The sequence below is a fragment of the Streptomyces nigrescens genome, assembly GCF_027626975.1.
Taxonomy (GTDB): Bacteria; Actinomycetota; Actinomycetes; order Streptomycetales; family Streptomycetaceae; genus Streptomyces; species Streptomyces nigrescens.
The window spans coordinates 7,007,280-7,027,452 of sequence record NZ_CP114203.1; the positions used below are offsets into that span (position 1 = coordinate 7,007,280).

A 20,173-nucleotide genomic window follows, 5' to 3' on the forward strand; every position below is an offset into this window, starting at 1 on the left:
GCTGGTGCGCGCTCCGCCGGAGCCCGGCGGATCGTTGCGGTACGCAGCAGATCCTGTCACGGACGCGGGGGGAGGTGCAGAGGCGATCGCCGGGGGTGTGGACAACGGGAGCGGCCGGGTGTGCGGCGCGGCCCGGGGCGGGGACGCGGGCGGCGGCCGGGGCCGTGTGCGGGGAGGGGGCCGGGGCCGCCGCGGCGGGGATTGTCAGTGGGGCGTGGCAGGATCGGGGGCGTGGCAGCAAAGGCAGCGAAGAAGAGCGAAGCGACCGGGACCGATGCGGCGGCGGGCGGTCGTCCCCGCCTGCTCCTGATGGACGGGCATTCCATGGCATACCGGGCGTTCTTCGCCCTGCCCGTGGAGAATTTCACGACCGTCACGGGACAACCGACCAATGCGATCTACGGCTTCGCGTCGATGCTCGCGAACACCCTGCGCGACGAGGCGCCCACGCATTTCGCGGTGGCGTTCGACGTTTCCCGCAAGACCTGGCGGTCCGAGGAGTTCGCGGACTACAAGGCGAACCGTTCCAAGACGCCCGACGAGTTCAAGGGCCAGGTCGAGCTGATCGGCGAGCTGCTCGACGCGATGCGGGTGAAGCGGTTCGCGGTCGACGGCTTCGAGGCCGACGACGTCATCGCCACGCTCACCGAGCAGGCCACCGCGCAGGGCTTCGAGGTCTCGATCGTCACCGGCGACCGCGACTCCTTCCAGCTGGTCTCCGACGACGTCACGGTCCTCTACCCCACCAAGGGCGTCTCGGAGCTGACGCGCTTCACCCCGGAGAAGGTCTTCGAGAAGTACGGCTTGACCCCCGCCCAGTACCCCGACTTCGCCGCACTGCGCGGTGACCCGTCCGACAACCTCCCCGGCATCCCGGGCGTCGGCGAGAAGACCGCCACGAAGTGGATCAACCAGTTCGGTTCGTTCGCGGAGCTGGTGGAGCGCGCCGACGAGGTCAAGGGCAAGGCGGGCGCCAACCTCCGCGAGCACCTGGACGCGGTGAAGCTCAACCGCCGGCTGACGGAGATGGTGCGCGACGTCGAGCTGCCGTGCGGCCCGGCGGAGCTGACCCGCGAGGCCTATGACCGTGAGGCGCTCACGGTGTTCCTCAACGCACTGGAGATCCGCAACCAGGGCCTGCGGGACCGGCTGCACGCCGTCGACCCGGGCGCCGAGGAGGCCGCAGACGAGGCCGCCCCCGCCGCCGGCGTCGAGGTGGACGGCACGGTCATCGGCACCGGCGAACTCGCTCCGTGGCTGGCCGAACACGGCACGGGACCGCTGGGTGTGGCCACGGTCGACGTCTGGACGCTGGGCAGCGGCAGCGTCGCCGAGGTGGCGCTGGCCGCCCCCGACGGCCCGGCCGCCTGGTTCGACCCGTCCCAGCTCGACGAGGCCGACGAGCAGGCCTTCGCCGCCTGGAGCGCGGACGCCGCCCGCCCCAAGGTGATGCACAACGCCAAGGGCCTGATGCGGGTCTTCGGCGAGCACGGCTGGCGCATCGACGGGGTCACCATGGACACCGCGCTGGCCGCCTATCTGGTCAAGCCGGGCCGCCGCTCCTTCGCGCTGGACGCGCTGTCCGTCGAATACCTGGGGCGTGATCTCGCCCCGGCCGCGGCCGGTGACGGCCAGCTGGCGTTCGGCGCTGACGAGCAGGCCGAGGCCGAGGCCCTGATGGCGCAGGCCCGCACGGTCCTCGATCTGGGGACGGCGTTCGAGGCGAAGCTGGCGGAGGTCGGCGCGGCCGATCTGCTGGGGAATGTGGAACTGCCGACCAGCCGGCTGCTGGCCCGGATGGAGCGGGCCGGTATCGCCGCGGACCGGGGCTGGCTGGAGCGGATGGAGCAGCAGTTCGCGGGCGCCGTCCAGCAGGCCGTCAAGGAGGCGCACGCCGCCGCGGGCCATGAGTTCAACCTGGGCTCGCCCAAGCAGCTGCAGGAGGTCCTCTTCGGCGAGCTGGGCCTGCCCAAGACCAAGAAGACCAAGACGGGTTACACCACCGACGCCGATGCGCTCGCCTGGCTGGCCGCCCAGACCGACAACGAGCTCCCGGTGATCATGCTCCGGCACCGTGAGCAGGCCAAGCTGCGCACCACCGTCGAGGGCCTGATCAAGACCATCGCCGCCGACGGCCGGATCCACACCACCTTCAACCAGACCGTGGCGGCCACCGGCCGGCTGTCCTCCACGGACCCCAATCTGCAGAACATCCCGGTGCGCACCGACGAGGGCCGGGCGATCCGCCGCGGCTTCGTCGTCGGCGAGGGCTTCGAATCGCTGCTGACCGCCGACTACAGCCAGATCGAGCTGCGGGTGATGGCCCATCTCTCCGAGGACGAGGGCCTGATCGAGGCGTTCACCTCCGGTGAGGACCTGCACACCACCGTCGCCTCCCATGTCTTCTCGGTCGACAAGACCAAGGTCGACCCGGAGATGCGCCGCAAGATCAAGGCGATGTCCTACGGCCTGGCGTACGGGCTGTCGGCCTTCGGCCTCTCCCAGCAGCTGGGCATCCAGCCCGATGAGGCCCGCAAGCTGATGGACAACTTCTTCGAGCGGTTCGGCGGGGTGCGCGACTACCTCCAGCGCGTCGTGGAGGAGGCCCGCGCCACCGGCTACACGGAGACCATGCTCGGCCGCCGCCGCTACCTCCCCGACCTCAACAGCGACAACCGCCAGCGCCGCGAAATGGCCGAGCGGATGGCGCTGAACGCCCCGATCCAGGGCACCGCCGCCGATATCGTCAAGATCGCGATGCTGCGGGTCGACGCGGCACTGCGGGCCGCGGAGCTGGAGTCCCGGCTGCTGCTCCAGGTCCATGACGAAATCGTCGTCGAGGTGGCCCCCGGCGAACGCAAGAAGGTCGAGGAACTGGTCCGCCGCGAAATGGCCGCAGCGGTCGAACTGAGCGCGCCGCTGGACGTCTCGGTCGGCTCCGGCAAGGACTGGGAGTCGGCGGCGCACTGAGCCGCGAAGCGGGCCGGTGACGGCGCGGACACCCCGCGCCGCCCCCGGCCGGCCGCCCCGCCCGCAACCCGGCCCGCACCGCGCCGAGTTGCGGCCGGTTCCGACCCGTTCGGTATCGGCCCGAACCCGGTCGTCGCCCGCCGCGTCATGGATCTTGTTCCCCGCAAAAGCGCTCTGCTTTGATCACCCCGTGATGCGCCGTGCGGCCCGAGCCCTGGGCACCTATGTCTCCCGCAGCCCGGTCACGGCCGGCTATGCGGCACTGCTGCTGTCGACCCATCTGTGGGCCTCCGCGGTGCTGTCCACCGCGGAGGCCCAGCGGGTGGTGCTCGGCGTCAGTACTCATCTGGACAATCTCCAGGACCGTCCGGTCCGTGTGCTGGCGGGCAGCATGCTGTTCTTCGACGGCACACTGACCGACATCACCTCGGAGGCCTTCGCCGGCACGCTGATCACGCTCGGGCTCGGCGTCCTCGTATGCCTGGCGTGGCTGGAGCGACGGTACGGAGCGGGGCGGGCCTACGGCATCTTCGTCCTCGGCCATCTCGCGGCCACGCTGCTCACCGTGCCGTTGATCCTTGTGGCCCTAGCCCACGGCTGGTACCCGGAGAGCGTCCGGCACGCCGCCGACTTCGGCATCAGTTACGGGGCCGAGACGGTGCTCGCGACGGGGGCGCTCCTGCTGCGCCGGGCCCGGTGGCTCGCGGCGGCCGGTGTCGTCGCCTGGCCGGTGCTCGGCGGCGACTGGAGCGGGGTGCTGCCCGACTTCACCACCGTCGGACATCTGCTGGCGGCCGCCATCGGCTTCGGCTGTGGCGCCTTCCTGCTGCGGGCCGCCCGGCGCGCCGCCCCGGCCCCCGTGCCGCAGCCCGCCCCGGCTCTCGTCGAGTAGCCCGACGGGGCGCGGCGGGCGTGGACGCCCAGCAGGTTCGCCGGGCTGCATCACCCGTCGTGGGGCGAGGTGTTCCGTGACCCGGCAGCGGCGCCCGACGGCGACACCGCCCGGGGCGCGGTCCGCACCGTGGGCGCGGGCAGCCGGCCCATGGCGTCAACTGCCCGGGTGCGGCGGTGCAGCAGCCGTACGGCCACCGCGTAGAGCGGCAGCCCGAGGACGAGGCCGGCCCCGGCGCCGAAGAGCACGGTCGGGAGGTAGTCGAGCCAGGCCGCCGCGGGACCGTATACGGCGCGCGCCCGCAGGACACGGTGCACGGCACCGGCCGCCACACACAGTGCGAGCGGGGCGGTCAGCAGCAGCCGCAGCCGTACGGTCAGCACCGGCACCTCCACCGGTACCGCGACGGGCGCGGATGCCCCGACCGCCGCGCTGCCGCCGCCCCGCCCCCGCAGCACCGGCCACAGAAACGCGCCCATCGCCGCCAGCGCGAGCGCCGAGGTGCCGTACTGCACGTAGGTGTAGACCGGCAGACCGCCCACCACCCCGTCCAGCCCGGGAACCAGCCGGGTGCCCCAGCGGCCCGGGTGGGTGAACGCGTCCCAGACCACATGGGTTGCCGCCCCGAGTACCGCCGAGACCAGGAACCAGCCCACCAGGACGGCGACTTCACGAGGTCCCCGGGGCCGCCAGGGCCGGCCGCGGAGGAAGGTGTGGACCGGGCCGCGCCACGCCCGGGGCAGCAGCGCGGCCAACGGCTCGCGCACCAGCAGCCAGCCGCCGACGAGGGCCACGGTGACCAGCACATCCACCGTCAGCACACCGGTCAGCGAGTGGGTGACCTCGCCGAAGGCCATACCGCCCGGAACCAGGGTGTCCGCGTAGTACGTCATATCGGGTGCGAACGTCCCCGCCACGAGGGCCGAGGCGACCAGCGGACCGCGGGCCGCACCGGTCCGCCGGACGGCCGGGAGCACGGCGGCGGCATGGCTGAGCGTGAACGGCATATACCTCTCCTCGATCGATACGGATCATTATGTGTCTGATGTGGGTGGTAGATGCCGGGCCCGACTTGTCGTAGTGTCGCCTGAGTTGGAGCGCTGGGGAGCGCGATACCGCGTCAGGAGCGCGGTACGGCAATGCGGAGGGGAACCACGTATGGCAGCCACATTCCGACGGCGGCTCCAAAGGGGAGCGGCCTCGACGGCCGTGGCGGCCCTGGTGCTTGCCGCGCTGACCGCCTCTCAGGCGCCGGGCGCCACCGGCGACGCGGCCGCCAAGCGGCAGCCGGCCCCGCCCCCGGCGGACGTCCCGATTGACGGCGGCTCCGGGTACTACACCGACCTGCCGCCCCTCAACAGCCCGGTACCGCCCCAGGGTTCGGACCACAACGGCCAGGGCCCCGCCACCGGCAGGGGACCCGCCGAGGCCGGTCTGCCCGCCACCGTGCTGGCCGCGTACAAGAAGGCCGCCTCCACCCTCGGCACCGACGACCCGGGCTGCCGGCTGCCCTGGCAGCTGCTCGCCGGGATCGGCAAGGTCGAATCCGGACAGGCGCGCGGCGGAGCGGTCGACGCCGAAGGCACTACCCTCCGGCCGATACTCGGCCCGCAGCTCAACGGCCGCGGCTTCGCGCGTATCACCGACACCGACAACGGCCGCTATGACGGCGACCTCACCCACGACCGTGCCGTGGGCCCGATGCAGTTCATCCCGTCCACCTGGTCCACCGGCGGCCCCGATGGCGCCGGTTGGGGCGCCGACGGCAACGGCGACGGCAAGAAGGACCCCCACAACGTCTTCGACGCGGCGCTCGCCGCGGGCGGCTATCTCTGCGCCGGCGGCCGCGATCTGACGGCCCAGGACGACCTGGACCGGGCGATCCTCGGCTACAACCACTCCGAGGAATACCTGCGCACGGTGCTGTCCTGGTACGCGTTCTACCGCAACGGCACCCACGAGGTGCCGGACGGCAAGGGCGTCCTGCCGGTCCACCGCGACGCCGGCAGGCACGACGACAACGGCGGCCGGTCCGAAGGCCGCCGGCCCCACGGCCACGGCGGCAAGCCGGACAAGAGCCCGCGCCCCGGCGGATCCGGCAAGCCCGGCAAGGGACACAAGCCCGGCAAGGGGCAGCAGCACGACCCGGGCAAGCCCGGGCGCCCGGACGGCACCGGCCCCACACCGGGCGGCACGGAGCCGCCCAGCCAGAAGCCCACCCCCACCCCCGAGCCGCCCACCGGGCCCGCGCACCCCACCGCCCTCGTCCGGGTCGGCGACAAGGACCTGAGCACCACCGCGGGCGCCGAGTTCGCCACCCCGCCGCAGGTCCGCGCCCAGGACGCCGAGGGCAAGGCCGTCGCCGGCACCCCCGTCCGCTTCACCCTCCCCGCGGCCACCGACGCCCGCTTCCCCGGTGACGCGACCGCCGTCACCGTCAAGACGGACAAGAACGGCCTTGCCACCGCCCCCACCCTGCGCGCGGGCGACCGGACCGGCGCCTTCCGCATCCGGGTCACCACCGTGGCGCACACCGCGCCCGCCGTCGAGCTCGGCGCCACCGTCAAGGCCAGGCCCGCCCCGAAGGCCGACAAGCTCGCCCGCACCTCGGACAAGGAGCTGACGGCGACCGCCGGAAAGGCCTTCGCGGAGGACGCGGTCGAGATCAAGGCGACCTACCAGGACAAGATCGCGGCGGGTGTGGCCGTCACCGCGACCATGGTCACCGATGACCCGAAGCAGCCCGTGGAGAACGACAAGGGCCCCTACTTCAAGGACCCCGAGGCCACCGGCGCCGCCAAGCACAAGCCGGTCCGCACGCTCACCGGGCTCACCACGGACGCCGACGGCCTGCTGAAACTCCCGAAGATCTACACCGACGCGCACCCGGGCACCTTCCTGCTGAGGCTGACCACCGCCGACGGCGCCGTGCTCACCGTCAAGCTGAAGGTCGCCGCCGCGGCCGGCTCCTGACCGAGTCACCCGGCCCGCCCGCGCGGCCGGTTCCGCACCCCGGGCCGGTATCCGCGCCCGGTATGTCTCCGCCGTCCTGCCCGCCGTCCCGGGCAGGACGGCGGTGCAACGTGTTCTCATCTCCGCCGCCCGTTGCTACGGTGCCCCCGCCCTGACGCCGTATCAGCTCCCGGGAGGCCGACCATGCGCGCCCTGACAGCAGCCGCGGTCGGACTGGCCGCGGCGCTCGCCCTCGTCCTCACCCTCACCGCGGCCGGCGCGCCCAGCGGTACGACCTCGCCCAAGCCGCTGCTGACCACCGTCCCCAAGCACCCCTGAGGGAGGGACGCGACCGCCATGCGCCGTACTGTGCCCACCCCGAGGACCCCATCCGGGCCGCCGGCCGAACCCGGCCGGCGCCGGCCGGGGCGCGGTATGCGCCGCAGGGCCAGCCTGGTGCTGCTCGCCTGCGCCGTCTTCTTCACCGCCCTGTCCCCGCTGATGCGGTGGTACGCCTTCCCCCGGCTCGCCAAGATCCCGCCCGGCCAGTACCAGACCATGGTCCTGGAGGCCCGGCCCGCCACCCTCCTCAACTACGGGACGATGAAGGCCGAACGCGTCCCGAAGGTCACCATCGTGCAGACCCTCAAGGGCGACGTCGCCGCCTCCGACCGGATCGAGAAGTCCGCGGGCCGGGACCTCGTCGTCTGGGACACGCTGTCCTACGTCGCCGGGCCCGACGGCAAGATGGTCTCCGCGATCCCCGAGCGCTACCTCTTCGACGCGCACTCCCAGGAACCCGTGCACGCCACCGGCGAGATGGTCGACGGCGACCCGGTGCGCCGCGAGGGCATCGAGTACAAATGGCCGTTCCTCACCGAGCGGCGCGACTACACCTACTTCGACGCCCAGACCCGCACCTCGGCCCCCATCCACTACAAGGGGACCCGCACCTTCCGCGGCCTGGAGGTCTACTACTTCGAGCAGACCATTCCCTGGACCAAGGTCGCCCTCCCCAAGAAGATGCCGGTCAAGGGCATCACCCCGCAGTCCGTCGAGAAGATGGGCACCACCCGCTGGTACACCACCAAGCGGATGTTCTGGGTCGAGCCGGTCACCGGCGCCCCCGTCAACGGCCAGGAGATCCACAAGGAAGAGCTGCGCGGCGGCGATCTGCTGCCCGGCGGCGGCAAGGTCACCGCCTTCGCCGGCCATGTGAAGATGCGCCCCGACTACGTCGACTCCACCGTGGCCCTGGTGAGCTCACAGCGCACCCTCGTCCTGCTGCTCACCCGCTACCTCCCCTGGGGCTTCCTGCTCCTCGGCGCCGCGCTGCTCGCCCTGAGCCTGCACCTCGAAGCCCGCGGCCGCCGCCCCGCCACCGCACCGGCCCGGCCACCCGCCCCCATGGCTACGGCCGACGGCGGCGGCCCGTGACGCCGTTCAGCCCCGCTTGAGCCGCGCCGACGTGTGCCGGGTCGGCTCCGCCGCCGAAGGGTCCTCCGGCCAGGGATGCTTCGGGTAGCGGCCACGCAACTCCGCGCGTACGGACCGGTATCCGGCCCGCCAGAACGAGGCGAGATCGGCCGTGACGGCGGCCGGACGCCCCGCGGGGGAGAGCAGATGCACCAGCACGGGCACCCGCCCGCCGGCCACCCGGGGTGACTCCTGCCAGCCGAACAGCTCCTGCAGTTTGACCGCCAGCACCGGCTGCGCACCGCCGTAATCCACCCGCACCCGTGAACCGCTCGGCACCTCGATACGCTCCGGCGCCAGCTCGTCGAAGCGGGCCGCGTCGCCCGTCGCCCACGGCAGCAGCCGGGCCAGCGCCTGGCCCGCGTCGACCCGCTCCAGATCGGCCCGCCGCCGCGCCCGTCCGAGCTCCACCCCCAGCCACTCCTCGACGCACTCCAGCAGCGCCGCATCCGAGACATCGGGCCAGGGCGCGCCCAACTCCCGGTGCACGAACGCCATCCGCTGCCGCAGCGACACCGCGGCGGCAGACCACCGCAGCAGCCCCAGCCCCTCCCGCCGCAGCCCCGACACCACCGCGTCCCGCAGCAGCCCGGGGTCCGGCGCGGTCAGTGGCCGGGCCGCGAGCTCGATCGCCCCCAGCCGGGTCACCCGCCGGGCCACCACGTCCCCCTCCGACCAGCGGACCTCCTCACCCGACGCGTACAACGCCGGCGCCGCCGCACAGGCCGTCTCCTCGTCGATCACCGCCGCGAGCCGCACCCGCGCCGACGCCGCCGCCACCGGCCGGTCCGCCACCGCGACCGCCAGCCACTCCGCGTCCCGCAGCCCCGAACCGTCCCCCGGCCCCGAAGAGCCCGGCCGGTGCCCCCCTCCTGCCTGCGCTCCCGCCAGCTCGGCCCCCGTGCCGGACGCCATCAGATAACTGCCCTTACGGCGGGCCCGGGCGACCCGCTCCGGGAACGCCAGCGCGGCAACGAGACCGGCCACGGCGTCGTCGGTGAGCTGGGCTCCGGCACCACGCCCGCCGCCCGCGCCCGCAGCTGAACCGCCCCGTGACTCCCCGGCCGCAGCTGAACCGCCCCGCGGCTCCCCGGCCGCCGACGCCAGCCGCCGAGCCTCCTGCCGCCACCGCGCTCCGTACGCATCGCCGCCCCGCCGCGCGGTGCGCCACGCCGCCGCCAGATCGTCCCCATAGGCCCGCGGCGGCTCCTCGCTCAGCAGGGCGACCACCTCCGCCGCACGCCGCACACCGACCTCGGGCGCCCCGTCCAGCAGGGCACGCGCCAGCCGCGGATGCAGCCCGAGCCGTGCCATGCGCACGCCCCGCTCCGTCGCCCGGCCGGCCCCGTCCACCGCGCCGATCGCCGTCAGCACCTCCCGCGCCGCGGCCAGCGCGCCGGCCGGCGGCGCGTCGAGCAGCGCGAGACCATCGGCCGCCGGATCGCCCCAGCAGGCCGCCTGCAGGGCGAACGCCGTCAGATCGGCGACCCTGATCTCCGGATCGGGGAAGGCCGGCAGCCGCCCGTCCTCACCCTCCGCCCAGCAGCGGTACACCGCACCCGGTGCCTCCCGCCCCGCCCGGCCGGCCCGCTGCCGGGCCGCCGCACGGGAGGCCCGCACCGTGGTGAGCGCGCTGAGCCCGCGCGCATGATCCGTCCGCGGCACCCGCGCCAGCCCGCTGTCCACCACCACCCGTACGCCCGGCACGGTCAGGCTGGACTCCGCCACCGACGTCGCCAGCACCACTCTCCGTACGCCGTTCCCGCCCGCCAGTACGGCGTCCTGCACCTCGGCCGGCGCCCGCCCGTGCACCTGCAGCACCTCGGCGTCCACCCCGGCCAGCTCCCCGGCGACCCGCCCGATCTCCCCGACCCCGGGAAGGAAACACAGCACATCGCCCGTCCGCTCGCGCAGCGCCCGGCGCACCACCCCCGCCACATGCGTCAGCAGCGCCGGATCCACCCGCGTCCCGTGCGCCGGCCGCACCGGCCGCTCCGGAGGCGCCCACACCACCTCCACGGGATGCGACACGCCCGTCGCCTCGACCACCGGCGCGGCACCCTGCGCTCCGCCCAGCAGCCGCGCCCAGCCCTCCGCGTCCGTCGTGGCGGACGCCGCCACCAGCCGCAGCTCGGGCCGCAGCGTCTCCCGTACGTCCAGGAGGAACGCCGCGGAGGTATCGGCGTCGAGATGCCGCTCATGGCACTCGTCGAGCACCACCACATCGACCCCGGCCAGCTCAGGATCGCGCTGCAGCCGCTGCAGCAGCACTCCGGTGGTCACCACTTCCACGGTGGTACGCGGTCCGGCCCGGCGCTCACCCCGCACCGTGAAGCCCACCGGCCCCCATCCCTGCGCCGGGGCCGCCCCCGTGCCGACCTCCTCGCCCAGCAGCCAGGCCATCCGCCGCGCGGCCGCACGGGCCGCCATCCGGCGCGGCTCGGCGACCAGCACCCGCCGCACCGGCCCCTCGCCGGTCAGGCCCGCCAGATCCAGCGGCACCGACGTCGTCTTGCCGGTACCCGGCGGAGCACACAGCACCGCACTCCCGGGTCCGTCGAGGGCGGCGCGCAGCGCGGGCAGCGCGGTACGGACGGGCAGCTGGTCGAGGGCGTCACGGCGGATCACGCCCCCAGTCTGCCGCCCCGGCCCCGTAACCCGGTCCGCTGCCCCGGGCCCGCACCGGGCTACGGCCCCGCCCGGCAGGCCCTTAAGCCTCCGCCGTGCACACGAAGATCGCCGTCCCCGGGATCAGATGCCCGCGCAGCGGGGACCAGCCGCCCCACTCCTGGGTGTTCCACCCGGGCCATTCCGGTTCGACGAGATCCTCCAGCCGGAACCCGGCGGCCACCACGTCCCGCACCCGGTCGCCCAGCGTCCGGTGGTGCTCCACATATACGGCCCGCCCGGACTCGTCCTGCTCCACATACGGCGTGCGGTCGAAATAGGAGGCCGACACCGACAGCCCCTCGGGCCCCGGCTCGTCGGGGAAGGCCCACCGGAGGGGGTGGGAGACGGAGAAGACGAACCGGCCACCCGGCCGCAGCACCCGGCGCACCTCCCGCAGCACCCGCACCGGATCGGCGACGAAGGGCAGCGCCCCATAGGCGGAGCAGGCGAGGTCGAAGCTGTGGTCGCGGAACGGCAGCGCCCCGGCGTCCGCCTCCACCAGCTCGGTGGCATCGTCCGCCCCGCCGGCGATCCGCAGCGCGTGCTGTAGCTGCCGGTGGGAGAGGTCCAGCGCCACCGGGAGCGCGCCCTGCGCCGCCAGCCAGCGGGAACACTGCGCCGCGCCGGCCCCGATCTCCAGGATCCGCCGCCCCTTCAGCTCGGCGGCCGGCCCGAGCAGCGCGGCCTCCGCCTCGTCCAGCCCCTCGGGGCCCCAGATGAACCGGTCGTCCCCCAGGAACGCGCCGTGCTCGCTCTGGTACTCGTCGGCGTTGCGGTCCCACCATCCACGGCTGGCCCGGCTGCTTTCGGTGTCCGAGGCGTCACGGCGGGTCGCCTCGGGCTCGTGGTCTTGGTTCATGCCGCCCGTCGTCGTAGTCTTTGCTCTGCTTGTCGCTGCAGGGACTGTGAGGCCGTTCGACCTCGCGGAACATCGCGTGTGCCGGTTATGGGGCGTTCTGCCCCGGGTGTGCGCGTTCGCGCATTGACCGGGTCCGGCTGCCCCCGTATGCTACAAGTTGCGCTGCGGGCTTGCGCGCCTCAGACGGAGCAGGCCGCGCTCGCATCTGTATGTATGTCCCCTCGGTTTTGAGGCGTTTCGGGTCGTTCCGGATGCTCTGCATTTGCGGGCTCCCCAAGATTCGCCTTTCACACTGTCCGGCTTATGCAGAGGCGATACGGGCTCTCGGCGTAGCAGTACCTACGACTTCAATGTCCGTACCGGAGCCCTTTCCCACATGACGAGCAGCACCGAGACCACCGCCACCACCCCGCAGGTTGCGGTCAACGACATCGGTAACGAGGAAGCTTTCCTCGCCGCGATCGACGAGACGATCAAGTACTTCAACGACGGCGACATCGTCGACGGCGTCATCGTGAAGGTCGACCGGGACGAGGTCCTGCTCGACATCGGTTACAAGACCGAAGGCGTCATCCCGAGCCGCGAGCTCTCGATCAAGCACGACGTCGACCCCAATGAGGTCGTTGCCGTCGGCGACGAGATCGAGGCCCTGGTCCTCCAGAAGGAGGACAAGGAAGGCCGCCTGATCCTCTCGAAGAAGCGTGCCCAGTACGAGCGCGCCTGGGGCACCATCGAGAAGATCAAGGAAGAGGACGGGATCGTCACCGGTACCGTCATCGAGGTCGTCAAGGGTGGTCTCATCCTCGACATCGGCCTCCGTGGCTTCCTCCCGGCCTCCCTGGTCGAGATGCGCCGCGTCCGCGACCTTCAGCCCTACGTGGGCAAGGAGCTCGAGGCCAAGATCATCGAGCTGGACAAGAACCGCAACAACGTGGTCCTGTCCCGCCGTGCCTGGCTGGAGCAGACCCAGAGCGAGGTCCGCCAGACCTTCCTCACCACCCTCCAGAAGGGCCAGGTGCGCTCCGGCGTCGTCTCCTCCATCGTCAACTTCGGTGCCTTCGTGGACCTGGGCGGCGTCGACGGTCTCGTCCACGTCTCCGAGCTGTCCTGGAAGCACATCGACCACCCGTCCGAGGTCGTCGAGGTCGGCCAGGAGGTCACGGTCGAGGTCCTGGACGTCGACATGGACCGCGAGCGCGTCTCCCTGTCGCTCAAGGCGACCCAGGAAGACCCGTGGCAGCAGTTCGCCCGGACCCACCAGATCGGTCAGGTCGTCCCGGGTAAGGTCACCAAGCTCGTTCCCTTCGGTGCGTTCGTGCGCGTCGACGAGGGCATCGAGGGCCTGGTCCACATCTCCGAGCTGGCCGAGCGCCACGTGGAGATCCCGGAGCAGGTCGTCCAGGTCAACGACGAGATCTTCGTCAAGGTCATCGACATCGACCTCGAGCGCCGTCGCATCAGCCTCTCGCTGAAGCAGGCCAACGAGTCCTTCGGTGCCGACCCGTCGGCGGTCGAGTTCGACCCGACCCTGTACGGCATGGCCGCGTCCTACGACGACCAGGGCAACTACATCTACCCCGAGGGCTTCGACCCCGAGACCAACGACTGGCTCGAGGGCTACGAGGCTCAGCGCGAGGCCTGGGAGAACCAGTACGCCGAGGCGCAGCAGCGCTTCGAGCAGCACCAGGCTCAGGTCATCAAGTCCCGCGAGGCCGACGAGCAGGCTGCGGCCGAGGGTGCCGCGGCACCGGCGGCGCAGGGTGGCGGCCAGGCCGGCGGCGGCAACGCCGGTGGCGGCGGCTCGTACTCCTCGGAGTCGGCGGACAACTCCGGCGCCCTGGCGTCGGACGAGGCGCTCGCCGCGCTCCGCGAGAAGCTGGCCGGCGGCCAGAGCTGAGCTCTCGCCGATAGGCACTAGCCGATAGACGAAGGCCCGTTCCCCTAAGGGGGAGCGGGCCTTCGTCGTGTTCGGGGGTGGGGTGCCGGATGGCTGGAGGCGTGGGGGGTTTCGGTGCCTCGGGGGCGGGCGGTGTGCTTGGGGTGGGCGGTGCGCGGGGCGGGCGGTGGCGCGGCGGGTGGGTTGGCTCGTGGCCGCGTGGCGTGCCGGCTTGGTGGCGGGGAGTGCGGGCTGGGCTTGCTGGGGCTGAGTGGCCGCCGCTGGAGTGGCTGACGGCTTGGGGGTTGAGGGTTGGGGGTTTGGGGGCCGAGGGGGAACGCGGCTTCTTTGCAGGGGGTTTCGGAGTTGCTGCCGCTGGATGGGGGGAGGGGCGGTCGGGGGCGGGACGGACGGGGGTAGGGGCGGTCGGCAGATCGAGGCGGCGGGGCCCGTTGTGGGCGGAAGGCCCTGGGGGCTCCCGTGGGCATGCGGCGTCAGGGGGACGCGGCATGGCGGACCCGGTCACGTGGGGCCGGATGAAGCCGGTTTCGGACGGGCGAGGCGGGGTTCGGTGTGTGGGACCGGTGCGGTGGGGGACTGGCTCTGGTGTGGGGCTGGGCGGTGTGCACGGGAGGGCGGTTCCTCTCCGTGGTCGGGAATGACTGCGCCGGGTCGTGTGTTGCCGCTCATGAGAACGAGGAGGAGCAGTCACTGTGTTGGATCCCCAGGGTTTGTACGAATGGGAGCCGAGCGGGCTCGCGGAGGTCGAGGCGCTTGCCTCCAGGGACTCCGCCGGACTGGTGCTGCTGTACCACTTCGACGGGTACATCGACGCCGGCGAGACCGGCGACCAGATCGTGGAACGACTGCTGGACGGCCTGCCGAACGAGGTCGTCGCCCGCTTCGACCACGACCGCCTCGTCGACTACCGCGCCCGCCGCCCCCTGCTCACCTTCGAGCGCAGCCGCTGGACCGCCTACGAGACCCCGAGCATCGAGCTGCGGCTCGTACGGGACACCACAGATGCGCCGTTCCTGCTGCTGTCCGGACCCGAACCGGACGTCGAGTGGGAGCGCTTCGCGGGCGCCGTGAAGGAGATCGTGGAGCGGCTCGGCGTGCGCCTCTCGGTGAACTTCCACGGCATCCCCATGGGCGTCCCGCACACCCGCCCCGTAGGCATCACCCCGCACGGCAACCGCACCGATCTGATGCCCGGCCACGGCGGCTTCTTCGATGAGGCGCAGGTGCCCGGCAGCGCGGAGGCACTGATCGAATTCCGGCTGGCGGAGGCGGGACACGATGTCCTGGGGGTGGCGGCGCATGTACCGCACTACATCGCCCGGTCCGCGTACCCGGATGCCGCACTGACCGCTCTGGAGGCCGTGACGGCCGCGACCGGCCTGGTGCTTCCGGGCGCCGCGCATTCGCTGCGTACGGAGGCGCTGCGGACGCAGGAGGAGATCGAGCGGCAGATCTCGGAGGGCGACGAGGAGCTGGTCGCGCTGGTCAGCGGGCTGGAGCATCAGTACGACGCGGTGGCCGGGGCGGAGAGCCGGGGCAATCTGGTGGCCGAGCCGGTGGAACTGCCGTCGGCCGACGAGATCGGCAGGGACTTCGAGCGCTTCCTGGCGGAGCGGGAGGGCGACGGCGGAGCGGGCGGGTGACGGCGGTGCGGGCGGGTGACGGCGGTGCGGGCGGAGCCTGAACCGGCCGGAGTCTCCTGCCGTCCGGGCGCAGCGTATAGCGTGGGCCCATGGTGAAGGTGGGGCTGACCGGCGGAATCGGCGCGGGCAAGAGTGAGGTTTCGCGACTGCTGGCGTCGTACGGCGCGGTGATCGTGGACGCGGACAAGATCGCACGCGAGGTCGTCGAGCCGGGTACGCCCGGACTGGCGGCAGTGGTCGAGGAGTTCGGCGACGATGTCCTCGCGCCGGACGGCACGCTGGACCGGCCGAAGCTGGGCGGGATCGTGTTCTCCGACCCGGAGAAGCTCAAGGCGCTGAACGCGATCGTGCATCCGCTGGTCGGGGCACGGTCGGCCGAACTCGAAGCATCGGCAGGCCCGGACGCGGTGGTGGTACACGACGTCCCGCTGCTGACGGAGAACGGGCTGGCACCGCTGTACGACCTGGTGGTGGTCGTCGATGCCGCACCACAGACCCAGCTGGACCGCTTGGTACGGCTGCGGGGCATGGCGGAGGACGAGGCGAAGTCCCGGATGGCGGCCCAGGCGACCCGCGAACAGCGGCTGGCGGTCGCGGATCTGGTCATCGACAACGACGGACCGCTGAAGGCGCTGGAACCCCAGGTCCGCGCAGTATGGGAGCGGCTGCGGACCGACTGAGGCCGGACGATACCCTCGCCGCCATGACTGCTGCTCCTTCCGGCATTGACGCCAACACCCCTGCCATCGAGCCCGCCCCCGCCGCGGAGCCCGGCTCCACCTCCGCCGCCGATTCCCCCTCCGCCGGGGAGGCGGCGCCGGCCTCGTTCGTGGTCAACATCCCCGGCATCGCGGACGACGATCTGGAGCCGGAACCCCTGGACCCCTCCCAGATCATCTCCGGCGAACCGGTGGTGACGGGCAAGGTGCTGTGGGAGGCCCCCGACGGCCAACAGATCCGGGGAATCTGGCAGATCACTCCCGGGGTGGTGACGGACACCGAGGCCAATGAGCTGTTCGTGGTCGTCAGCGGACGCGCCACCATCGAGGTCGAGGGCGGCCCGGTGCTGGAGGTCGGCCCCGGTGACGCCTGCGTCCTGCGCGAGGGCGACCGCACGCGGTGGACCGTGCACGAGACGCTGCGCAAGGCGTACCACATCAGCCTGTAGCGGACGGGGGATGGGGGCCGGGATGTGGGGGGCGGCTGGGGAGTTGGCGGGGTTGGGGGTGGGGCTGGGGTTGCGACTGGGGGGCTGGTGAGGTGGCTCGGCTGGGGCTGGCTGGTGGTGAGGTGGGTCGGCTGGGGCTGGGGTGGGGGAGTGAGTCGGCCTGGCTCTGGGGCTCCCTTCCCGGGGCCCCTCCCCTCCCCTCCCCCTCCCGCCCCGCCGCCTCCACCACTACCGTCCCTCCCGCCCCACCGCCGCCACCCCCTCTGCCATCACCGCCTCCCCGCGCCTGCACCATCCCTCGGGCTGTTCCCTGACGCACCCCGTCGCCTCCCTGGCACGCCGCGCAGTCATGCGCCGCGCAGTCATGCGCCGCGCCGTCATGCGCCGCGCCGTCATGCGCCGCGCCGTCATGCGCCGCGCCGTCACGCGCCGCGCCGTCACGCGCCGCGCCGTCACGGCGCTGGCCGCCGCGGAGGTGCTGGTACGGCCGCCGCCCCCGCCGTGTATGCCGACTCCCCGTCCGAGTCCCTCAAGAAGCCACCGGACGGCTCGTCCGGCTCCAGGGACCCGCAATACAACGGTTTCGTCCCTCGCTCCCCTACCGGCGCGCCCGCGTGGTGAGAGCCTCACGCGGGCGCGCCGGTAGGGCCGGTTGAGGCTGTGCCGGCGGGGGAATGCCGGGACCGATGGGATTGTTGTGCCGCAGGCAACGTCGTACGGTCCGCAGCTGATGGATGTCCCGGGCTGATGGATGTCCCGACTGCGACGGAGAGGAGCAGGTCGTGCCCGAGAGCAGTCCCGAGACGCATGTCATCGACTTCCGCGCCGCGGAGCAGCTGTTGGCGGCCCGCGACCCGCGTGGTGCGATCCGGCTGCTGGACTCGGTCATCACGGCGCACCCGGAGAACACCGCGGCCCGACTGTTGCGCGCCCGTGCCTTCTTCCTCGCCGCTCAACTGCGTCCAGCGGAACTCGAGTTCCAGATCGTGCTGGAACGCGAACCGGACAACGCCTTCGCGCACTTCGCGCTCGGCCGCACCTTGGAACGCGCCGGCCGGTCCGACGAGGCGCTGCGCCACTTCCGACTAGCCGCGGCTCTCGAGCCGAGCCCGGAGTTCATCGAAGCCGCCCGCTTCGCACGCGACACCGCCGATGGTGACGGCGAAGGCGAACGTGACCCTGGCCACCGGAACCGCGATCCGGAGTAGCAGCGCCGCGGCCGTCCGTTGAACGTCCCTCCTCTCAGTGTGTGTTGTGCACGCCTCCGGGGCATGACGCCAAGCGGCGGGGCGGCCAGGCCCGAGCCGCTTTGCCGAGCAGGCCCGTGTCCAACGTGCGTCCCTGTACCCCCGGAAGCGGCGACCTGGGAGTCCCGATTCCGCCCCCGGAAGTGGCGACCGGTTGTCCCGAATCCCCCCACGCCCCGGGAATCGGCGACCGGCAGCCCCGATCCCGCGCTATGCCGCCTCCCCGCCGGCAGTGTGACCAGCCAACGACGGCGTGAGTACGGGCGTCCGGGTAGCCCTGCCCTGGAGTGCGGTCGAGTGGAATCCTTCCGAACTCCCCGCCTCGCCCCGCTCCGTGCCTGACCGCTCCATCAGGCCGATACGCGGTACGGGCCACCCGGCACCGCTACGCCGCGGCCCTATGGCCTGGTGTCCCGTCTCCGGTCCGTGCCGTTGCGTATGCCGAACACGTCGTTCCGGCCTCGGTCAGGGGCGTAGGGGGGTATGTCCTTGCCCGGCTGGTAGTGCGGTCCCTGTCGGATGTGGCGGATCACCATGGCCAGGTCCGTGGCCGCCACCATCGCCAGTGCGGCACACGCGGCAGCCCATTCCGGCCTGCCGGCATCGACGAAAGCCACGGCTCCGGCGATCGTGCACAGCACTCCCCACAGCGCCAGCCCACAGCGCATCTTCAGCGGGCTGCGTGCCTGAAGGGGCTCATTTCCTGTACGCATCGGAACCCATCTCCCACCTCCAGGATCCTCCCGATCGACGTGCCAGTCACCTGTCCCTGGCACCTCTTTCCACACCTTTGACCCCTTCCTCCACGGGTTTCTGCGCGGTGGGGCGTGGGTCGCCGGCGGGGTGGCTGTTGATCCACGAGAGCCCGCCGAGGTCGAGCAGTGACCGGGCGCGGGTCACGGCGACGTAGGCCAAGCGCGCCTCGTCGAGGTCGATCGGGCCGGGGACCGGGGCTCCGTACTCGTCACGCTCATCGAGATCATCGGGGCCGGTGAAATCGTCCGCGATGCGCACGCGCGCCCACTCCCGGCCCTTGGCGCGATGGGCCGTGGACACCGTCACCTCGGCGGAGTCCTCGGGGGAGAGCCGGTCCAGAGCGCAGCGCAAGGCCTCCGTGCCGTGCTCGTCGACGAGCTCCACCAGGGGCAGCAGGTCCCGTCCGGCCGGGTCGAATTCCGCGTACTCGCGCAGTTCGCCCCAGGTCTCGAAGAGCATCAGCTCGGGGTGGGCCGTGCGGCGCCCGGACTCCAGGTCGTGTGCGGCGCGGGCAAGGGCACCGAGCGCCTCGCCGCCGCCCGCCAGCGCGACCCGGCGGCCCGCGTCCAGCTGCCGTATCACCTCTACCATCGCTCCCATATTGGTCCGGCACAGGATCGCGTCCGGTGCACGGGCCGTGCCCAACACCGTGTCCAGACCGGGCGAACCCGTGAGCCGGATCGGTGCGCCGATGATCGTGAGCCAGCGGTTGGCCTCGGCCGCGAGCGGCGGCCCGAAGCGGAACGAGTGGGAGAGGCTGAGCTGTCTGCCGTCGAAACCGGTCATGACGTCGCGTGCACCGCGCCAGCCGTAGATGGCCTGGGCGGAGTCCCCGACCAGCACCAGCTGAGCGTGGTCGCGCTGGGCCGTGAAGACCTGCTCGACCACGGGGTTGGTGTCCTGCGCTTCGTCAAGGAGCAGGAAGTCCGCCGGGATGACAGGGTCGCGCAGCGCCCACATCTTGAGGTAGTGGTCGTGCTCGAAGCGGACCACGCCGTGATCGGGGTGCTGAAGGTCGGCCCAGGCCTTGCGCGCGTAGGGGAGGGTGAGCTCGGCGAGCTGCGCCTGCAGCGGCTCGGATTCGGCTCCGCGCAGGGGCGGGACATGGTGCGGCGCGATCTTCTCGTCGGCTGACTGGCAGAAGCGGGTGACGGTGCGCAGCACCGTGTGGGAGAGAGCCCTGTTGGTGACCTTGCGCGCTCCGAGGCGTACGGACATCTCCTCGTCGATGCCCAGGGCCGCGCCCGTGCGCCAGCACGCCTGCCTCGGGGCGTTCATCCGCGCCTGGTAGTCCCTGCCCACGGAGGTGTAGGCGAGGGCATGGGCGGTGCCGCAGGCCACCTCGGCGGGGAAGGCCCGGGCGGCGTGGCGTGCGACCGCTTTGTTGAAGGCGAGATACCGGCCCCGCCGGCCCTGCCGCCGCGCGGTGCGGGCGAGCAGGGCGAGGGTCGTCGTCTTGCCGGTCCCGGCGCCGGCCTGGATGACGAGATGGGCGCCGGTCGGAAAGGCCTTCGTCGCGGCGGCTTGTTCGTGCGTGGGTGTGTGCATGAGAGCTCCTCACCGATGCCAGCTGGTTGATCACTGAGAGTGACGATGTCGCTCACCGTAGCGGATTTCGGGGTGCGGGCGAGGAGATTGTCGCG

Annotated in this window: 15 protein-coding genes; 10 read left to right on the forward strand and 5 right to left on the reverse strand. The window is 72.4% G+C overall.

Annotated elements, in window-relative coordinates; translation table 11 throughout:
• The first annotated feature begins 231 nt into the window (after nucleotides 1-231).
• Both polA and STRNI_RS31025 read left to right on the forward strand, forming a co-directional pair.
• Nucleotides 232-2,970, forward strand: a complete 2,739-nt coding sequence (gene polA, locus STRNI_RS31020; protein ID WP_159490399.1) for a DNA polymerase I — start codon at nucleotides 232-234, stop codon at nucleotides 2,968-2,970.
• Between the two features lie 193 nt (nucleotides 2,971-3,163).
• Nucleotides 3,164-3,862, forward strand: a complete 699-nt coding sequence (locus tag STRNI_RS31025; protein WP_277413344.1) for a rhomboid-like protein — start codon at nucleotides 3,164-3,166, stop codon at nucleotides 3,860-3,862.
• 50 nt (nucleotides 3,863-3,912) lie between these two features.
• On the opposite strand, the gene STRNI_RS31030 is transcribed toward STRNI_RS31025, so the two are convergent.
• Nucleotides 3,913-4,869, reverse strand: coding sequence for a DUF4184 family protein (locus STRNI_RS31030; protein WP_277412410.1), 957 nt, complete (start codon nucleotides 4,867-4,869; stop codon nucleotides 3,913-3,915).
• A gap of 151 nt (nucleotides 4,870-5,020) precedes the next feature.
• On the opposite strand from STRNI_RS31030, the gene STRNI_RS31035 reads away from it, so the two are divergent.
• From STRNI_RS31035 to pgfA, 3 genes are all read left to right on the forward strand, one after another.
• Nucleotides 5,021-6,835, forward strand: a complete 1,815-nt coding sequence (locus tag STRNI_RS31035) for a lytic transglycosylase domain-containing protein (protein ID WP_266446331.1) — start codon at nucleotides 5,021-5,023, stop codon at nucleotides 6,833-6,835.
• Nucleotides 6,836-7,018: 183 nt separating this feature from the next.
• A complete protein-coding gene (locus STRNI_RS31040) occupies nucleotides 7,019-7,153 on the forward strand; it encodes an SPW_0924 family protein (protein ID WP_018090353.1) in 135 nt (44 codons plus the stop codon).
• A 96-nt stretch (nucleotides 7,154-7,249) separates the two neighbouring features.
• Nucleotides 7,250-8,251, forward strand: coding sequence for a cell envelope lipid trafficking protein PgfA (gene pgfA / locus STRNI_RS31045; protein ID WP_037741899.1), 1,002 nt, complete (start codon nucleotides 7,250-7,252; stop codon nucleotides 8,249-8,251).
• A gap of 6 nt (nucleotides 8,252-8,257) precedes the next feature.
• On the opposite strand, the gene hrpB is transcribed toward pgfA, so the two are convergent.
• Together hrpB and STRNI_RS31055 are read right to left on the reverse strand one after the other, a co-directional pair.
• Nucleotides 8,258-10,918 carry an ATP-dependent helicase HrpB gene (hrpB, locus tag STRNI_RS31050; protein WP_277412411.1) on the reverse strand — a complete coding sequence of 887 codons (2,661 nt, stop codon included), beginning with the start codon at nucleotides 10,916-10,918 and terminating at the stop codon, nucleotides 8,258-8,260.
• 82 nt (nucleotides 10,919-11,000) lie between these two features.
• The gene (locus STRNI_RS31055) at nucleotides 11,001-11,819 is read right to left on the reverse strand and encodes a class I SAM-dependent methyltransferase (RefSeq protein ID WP_018090356.1); all 819 of its coding nucleotides are present in this window, start codon (nucleotides 11,817-11,819) and stop codon (nucleotides 11,001-11,003) included.
• 376 nt (nucleotides 11,820-12,195) lie between these two features.
• Between STRNI_RS31055 and rpsA the strand changes: the two genes are divergently transcribed.
• The 5 genes from rpsA (at nucleotide 12,196) to STRNI_RS31080 (ending at nucleotide 17,735) form a co-directional block, all read left to right on the forward strand.
• Complete coding sequence (rpsA, locus tag STRNI_RS31060; RefSeq protein ID WP_018090357.1) at nucleotides 12,196-13,716, forward strand: 30S ribosomal protein S1; 1,521 nt, start codon at nucleotides 12,196-12,198, stop codon at nucleotides 13,714-13,716.
• Between the two features lie 692 nt (nucleotides 13,717-14,408).
• Nucleotides 14,409-15,359 carry a PAC2 family protein gene (locus STRNI_RS31065; RefSeq protein WP_026169758.1) on the forward strand — a complete coding sequence of 317 codons (951 nt, stop codon included), beginning with the start codon at nucleotides 14,409-14,411 and terminating at the stop codon, nucleotides 15,357-15,359.
• Nucleotides 15,360-15,448: 89 nt separating this feature from the next.
• Entirely contained in the window at nucleotides 15,449-16,039 is a 591-nt protein-coding gene (gene coaE / locus STRNI_RS31070) for a dephospho-CoA kinase (protein WP_277412412.1), read from the forward strand.
• A gap of 23 nt (nucleotides 16,040-16,062) precedes the next feature.
• Nucleotides 16,063-16,527 (forward strand): cupin domain-containing protein, encoded by a 465-nt coding sequence (locus tag STRNI_RS31075; RefSeq protein WP_277412413.1) that lies wholly within the window; start codon nucleotides 16,063-16,065, stop codon nucleotides 16,525-16,527.
• A gap of 782 nt (nucleotides 16,528-17,309) precedes the next feature.
• Complete coding sequence (locus STRNI_RS31080; protein WP_018091914.1) at nucleotides 17,310-17,735, forward strand: tetratricopeptide repeat protein; 426 nt, start codon at nucleotides 17,310-17,312, stop codon at nucleotides 17,733-17,735.
• A 437-nt stretch (nucleotides 17,736-18,172) separates the two neighbouring features.
• Here the strand turns inward: STRNI_RS31080 and STRNI_RS31085 are convergent, their stop codons facing one another.
• Together STRNI_RS31085 and STRNI_RS31090 are read right to left on the reverse strand one after the other, a co-directional pair.
• Nucleotides 18,173-18,487 (reverse strand): DUF6343 family protein, encoded by a 315-nt coding sequence (locus STRNI_RS31085; protein ID WP_277412414.1) that lies wholly within the window; start codon nucleotides 18,485-18,487, stop codon nucleotides 18,173-18,175.
• 46 nt (nucleotides 18,488-18,533) lie between these two features.
• Entirely contained in the window at nucleotides 18,534-20,078 is a 1,545-nt protein-coding gene (locus tag STRNI_RS31090) for a UvrD-helicase domain-containing protein (protein WP_277412415.1), read from the reverse strand.
• Between the last annotated feature and the right edge of the window lie 95 nt (nucleotides 20,079-20,173).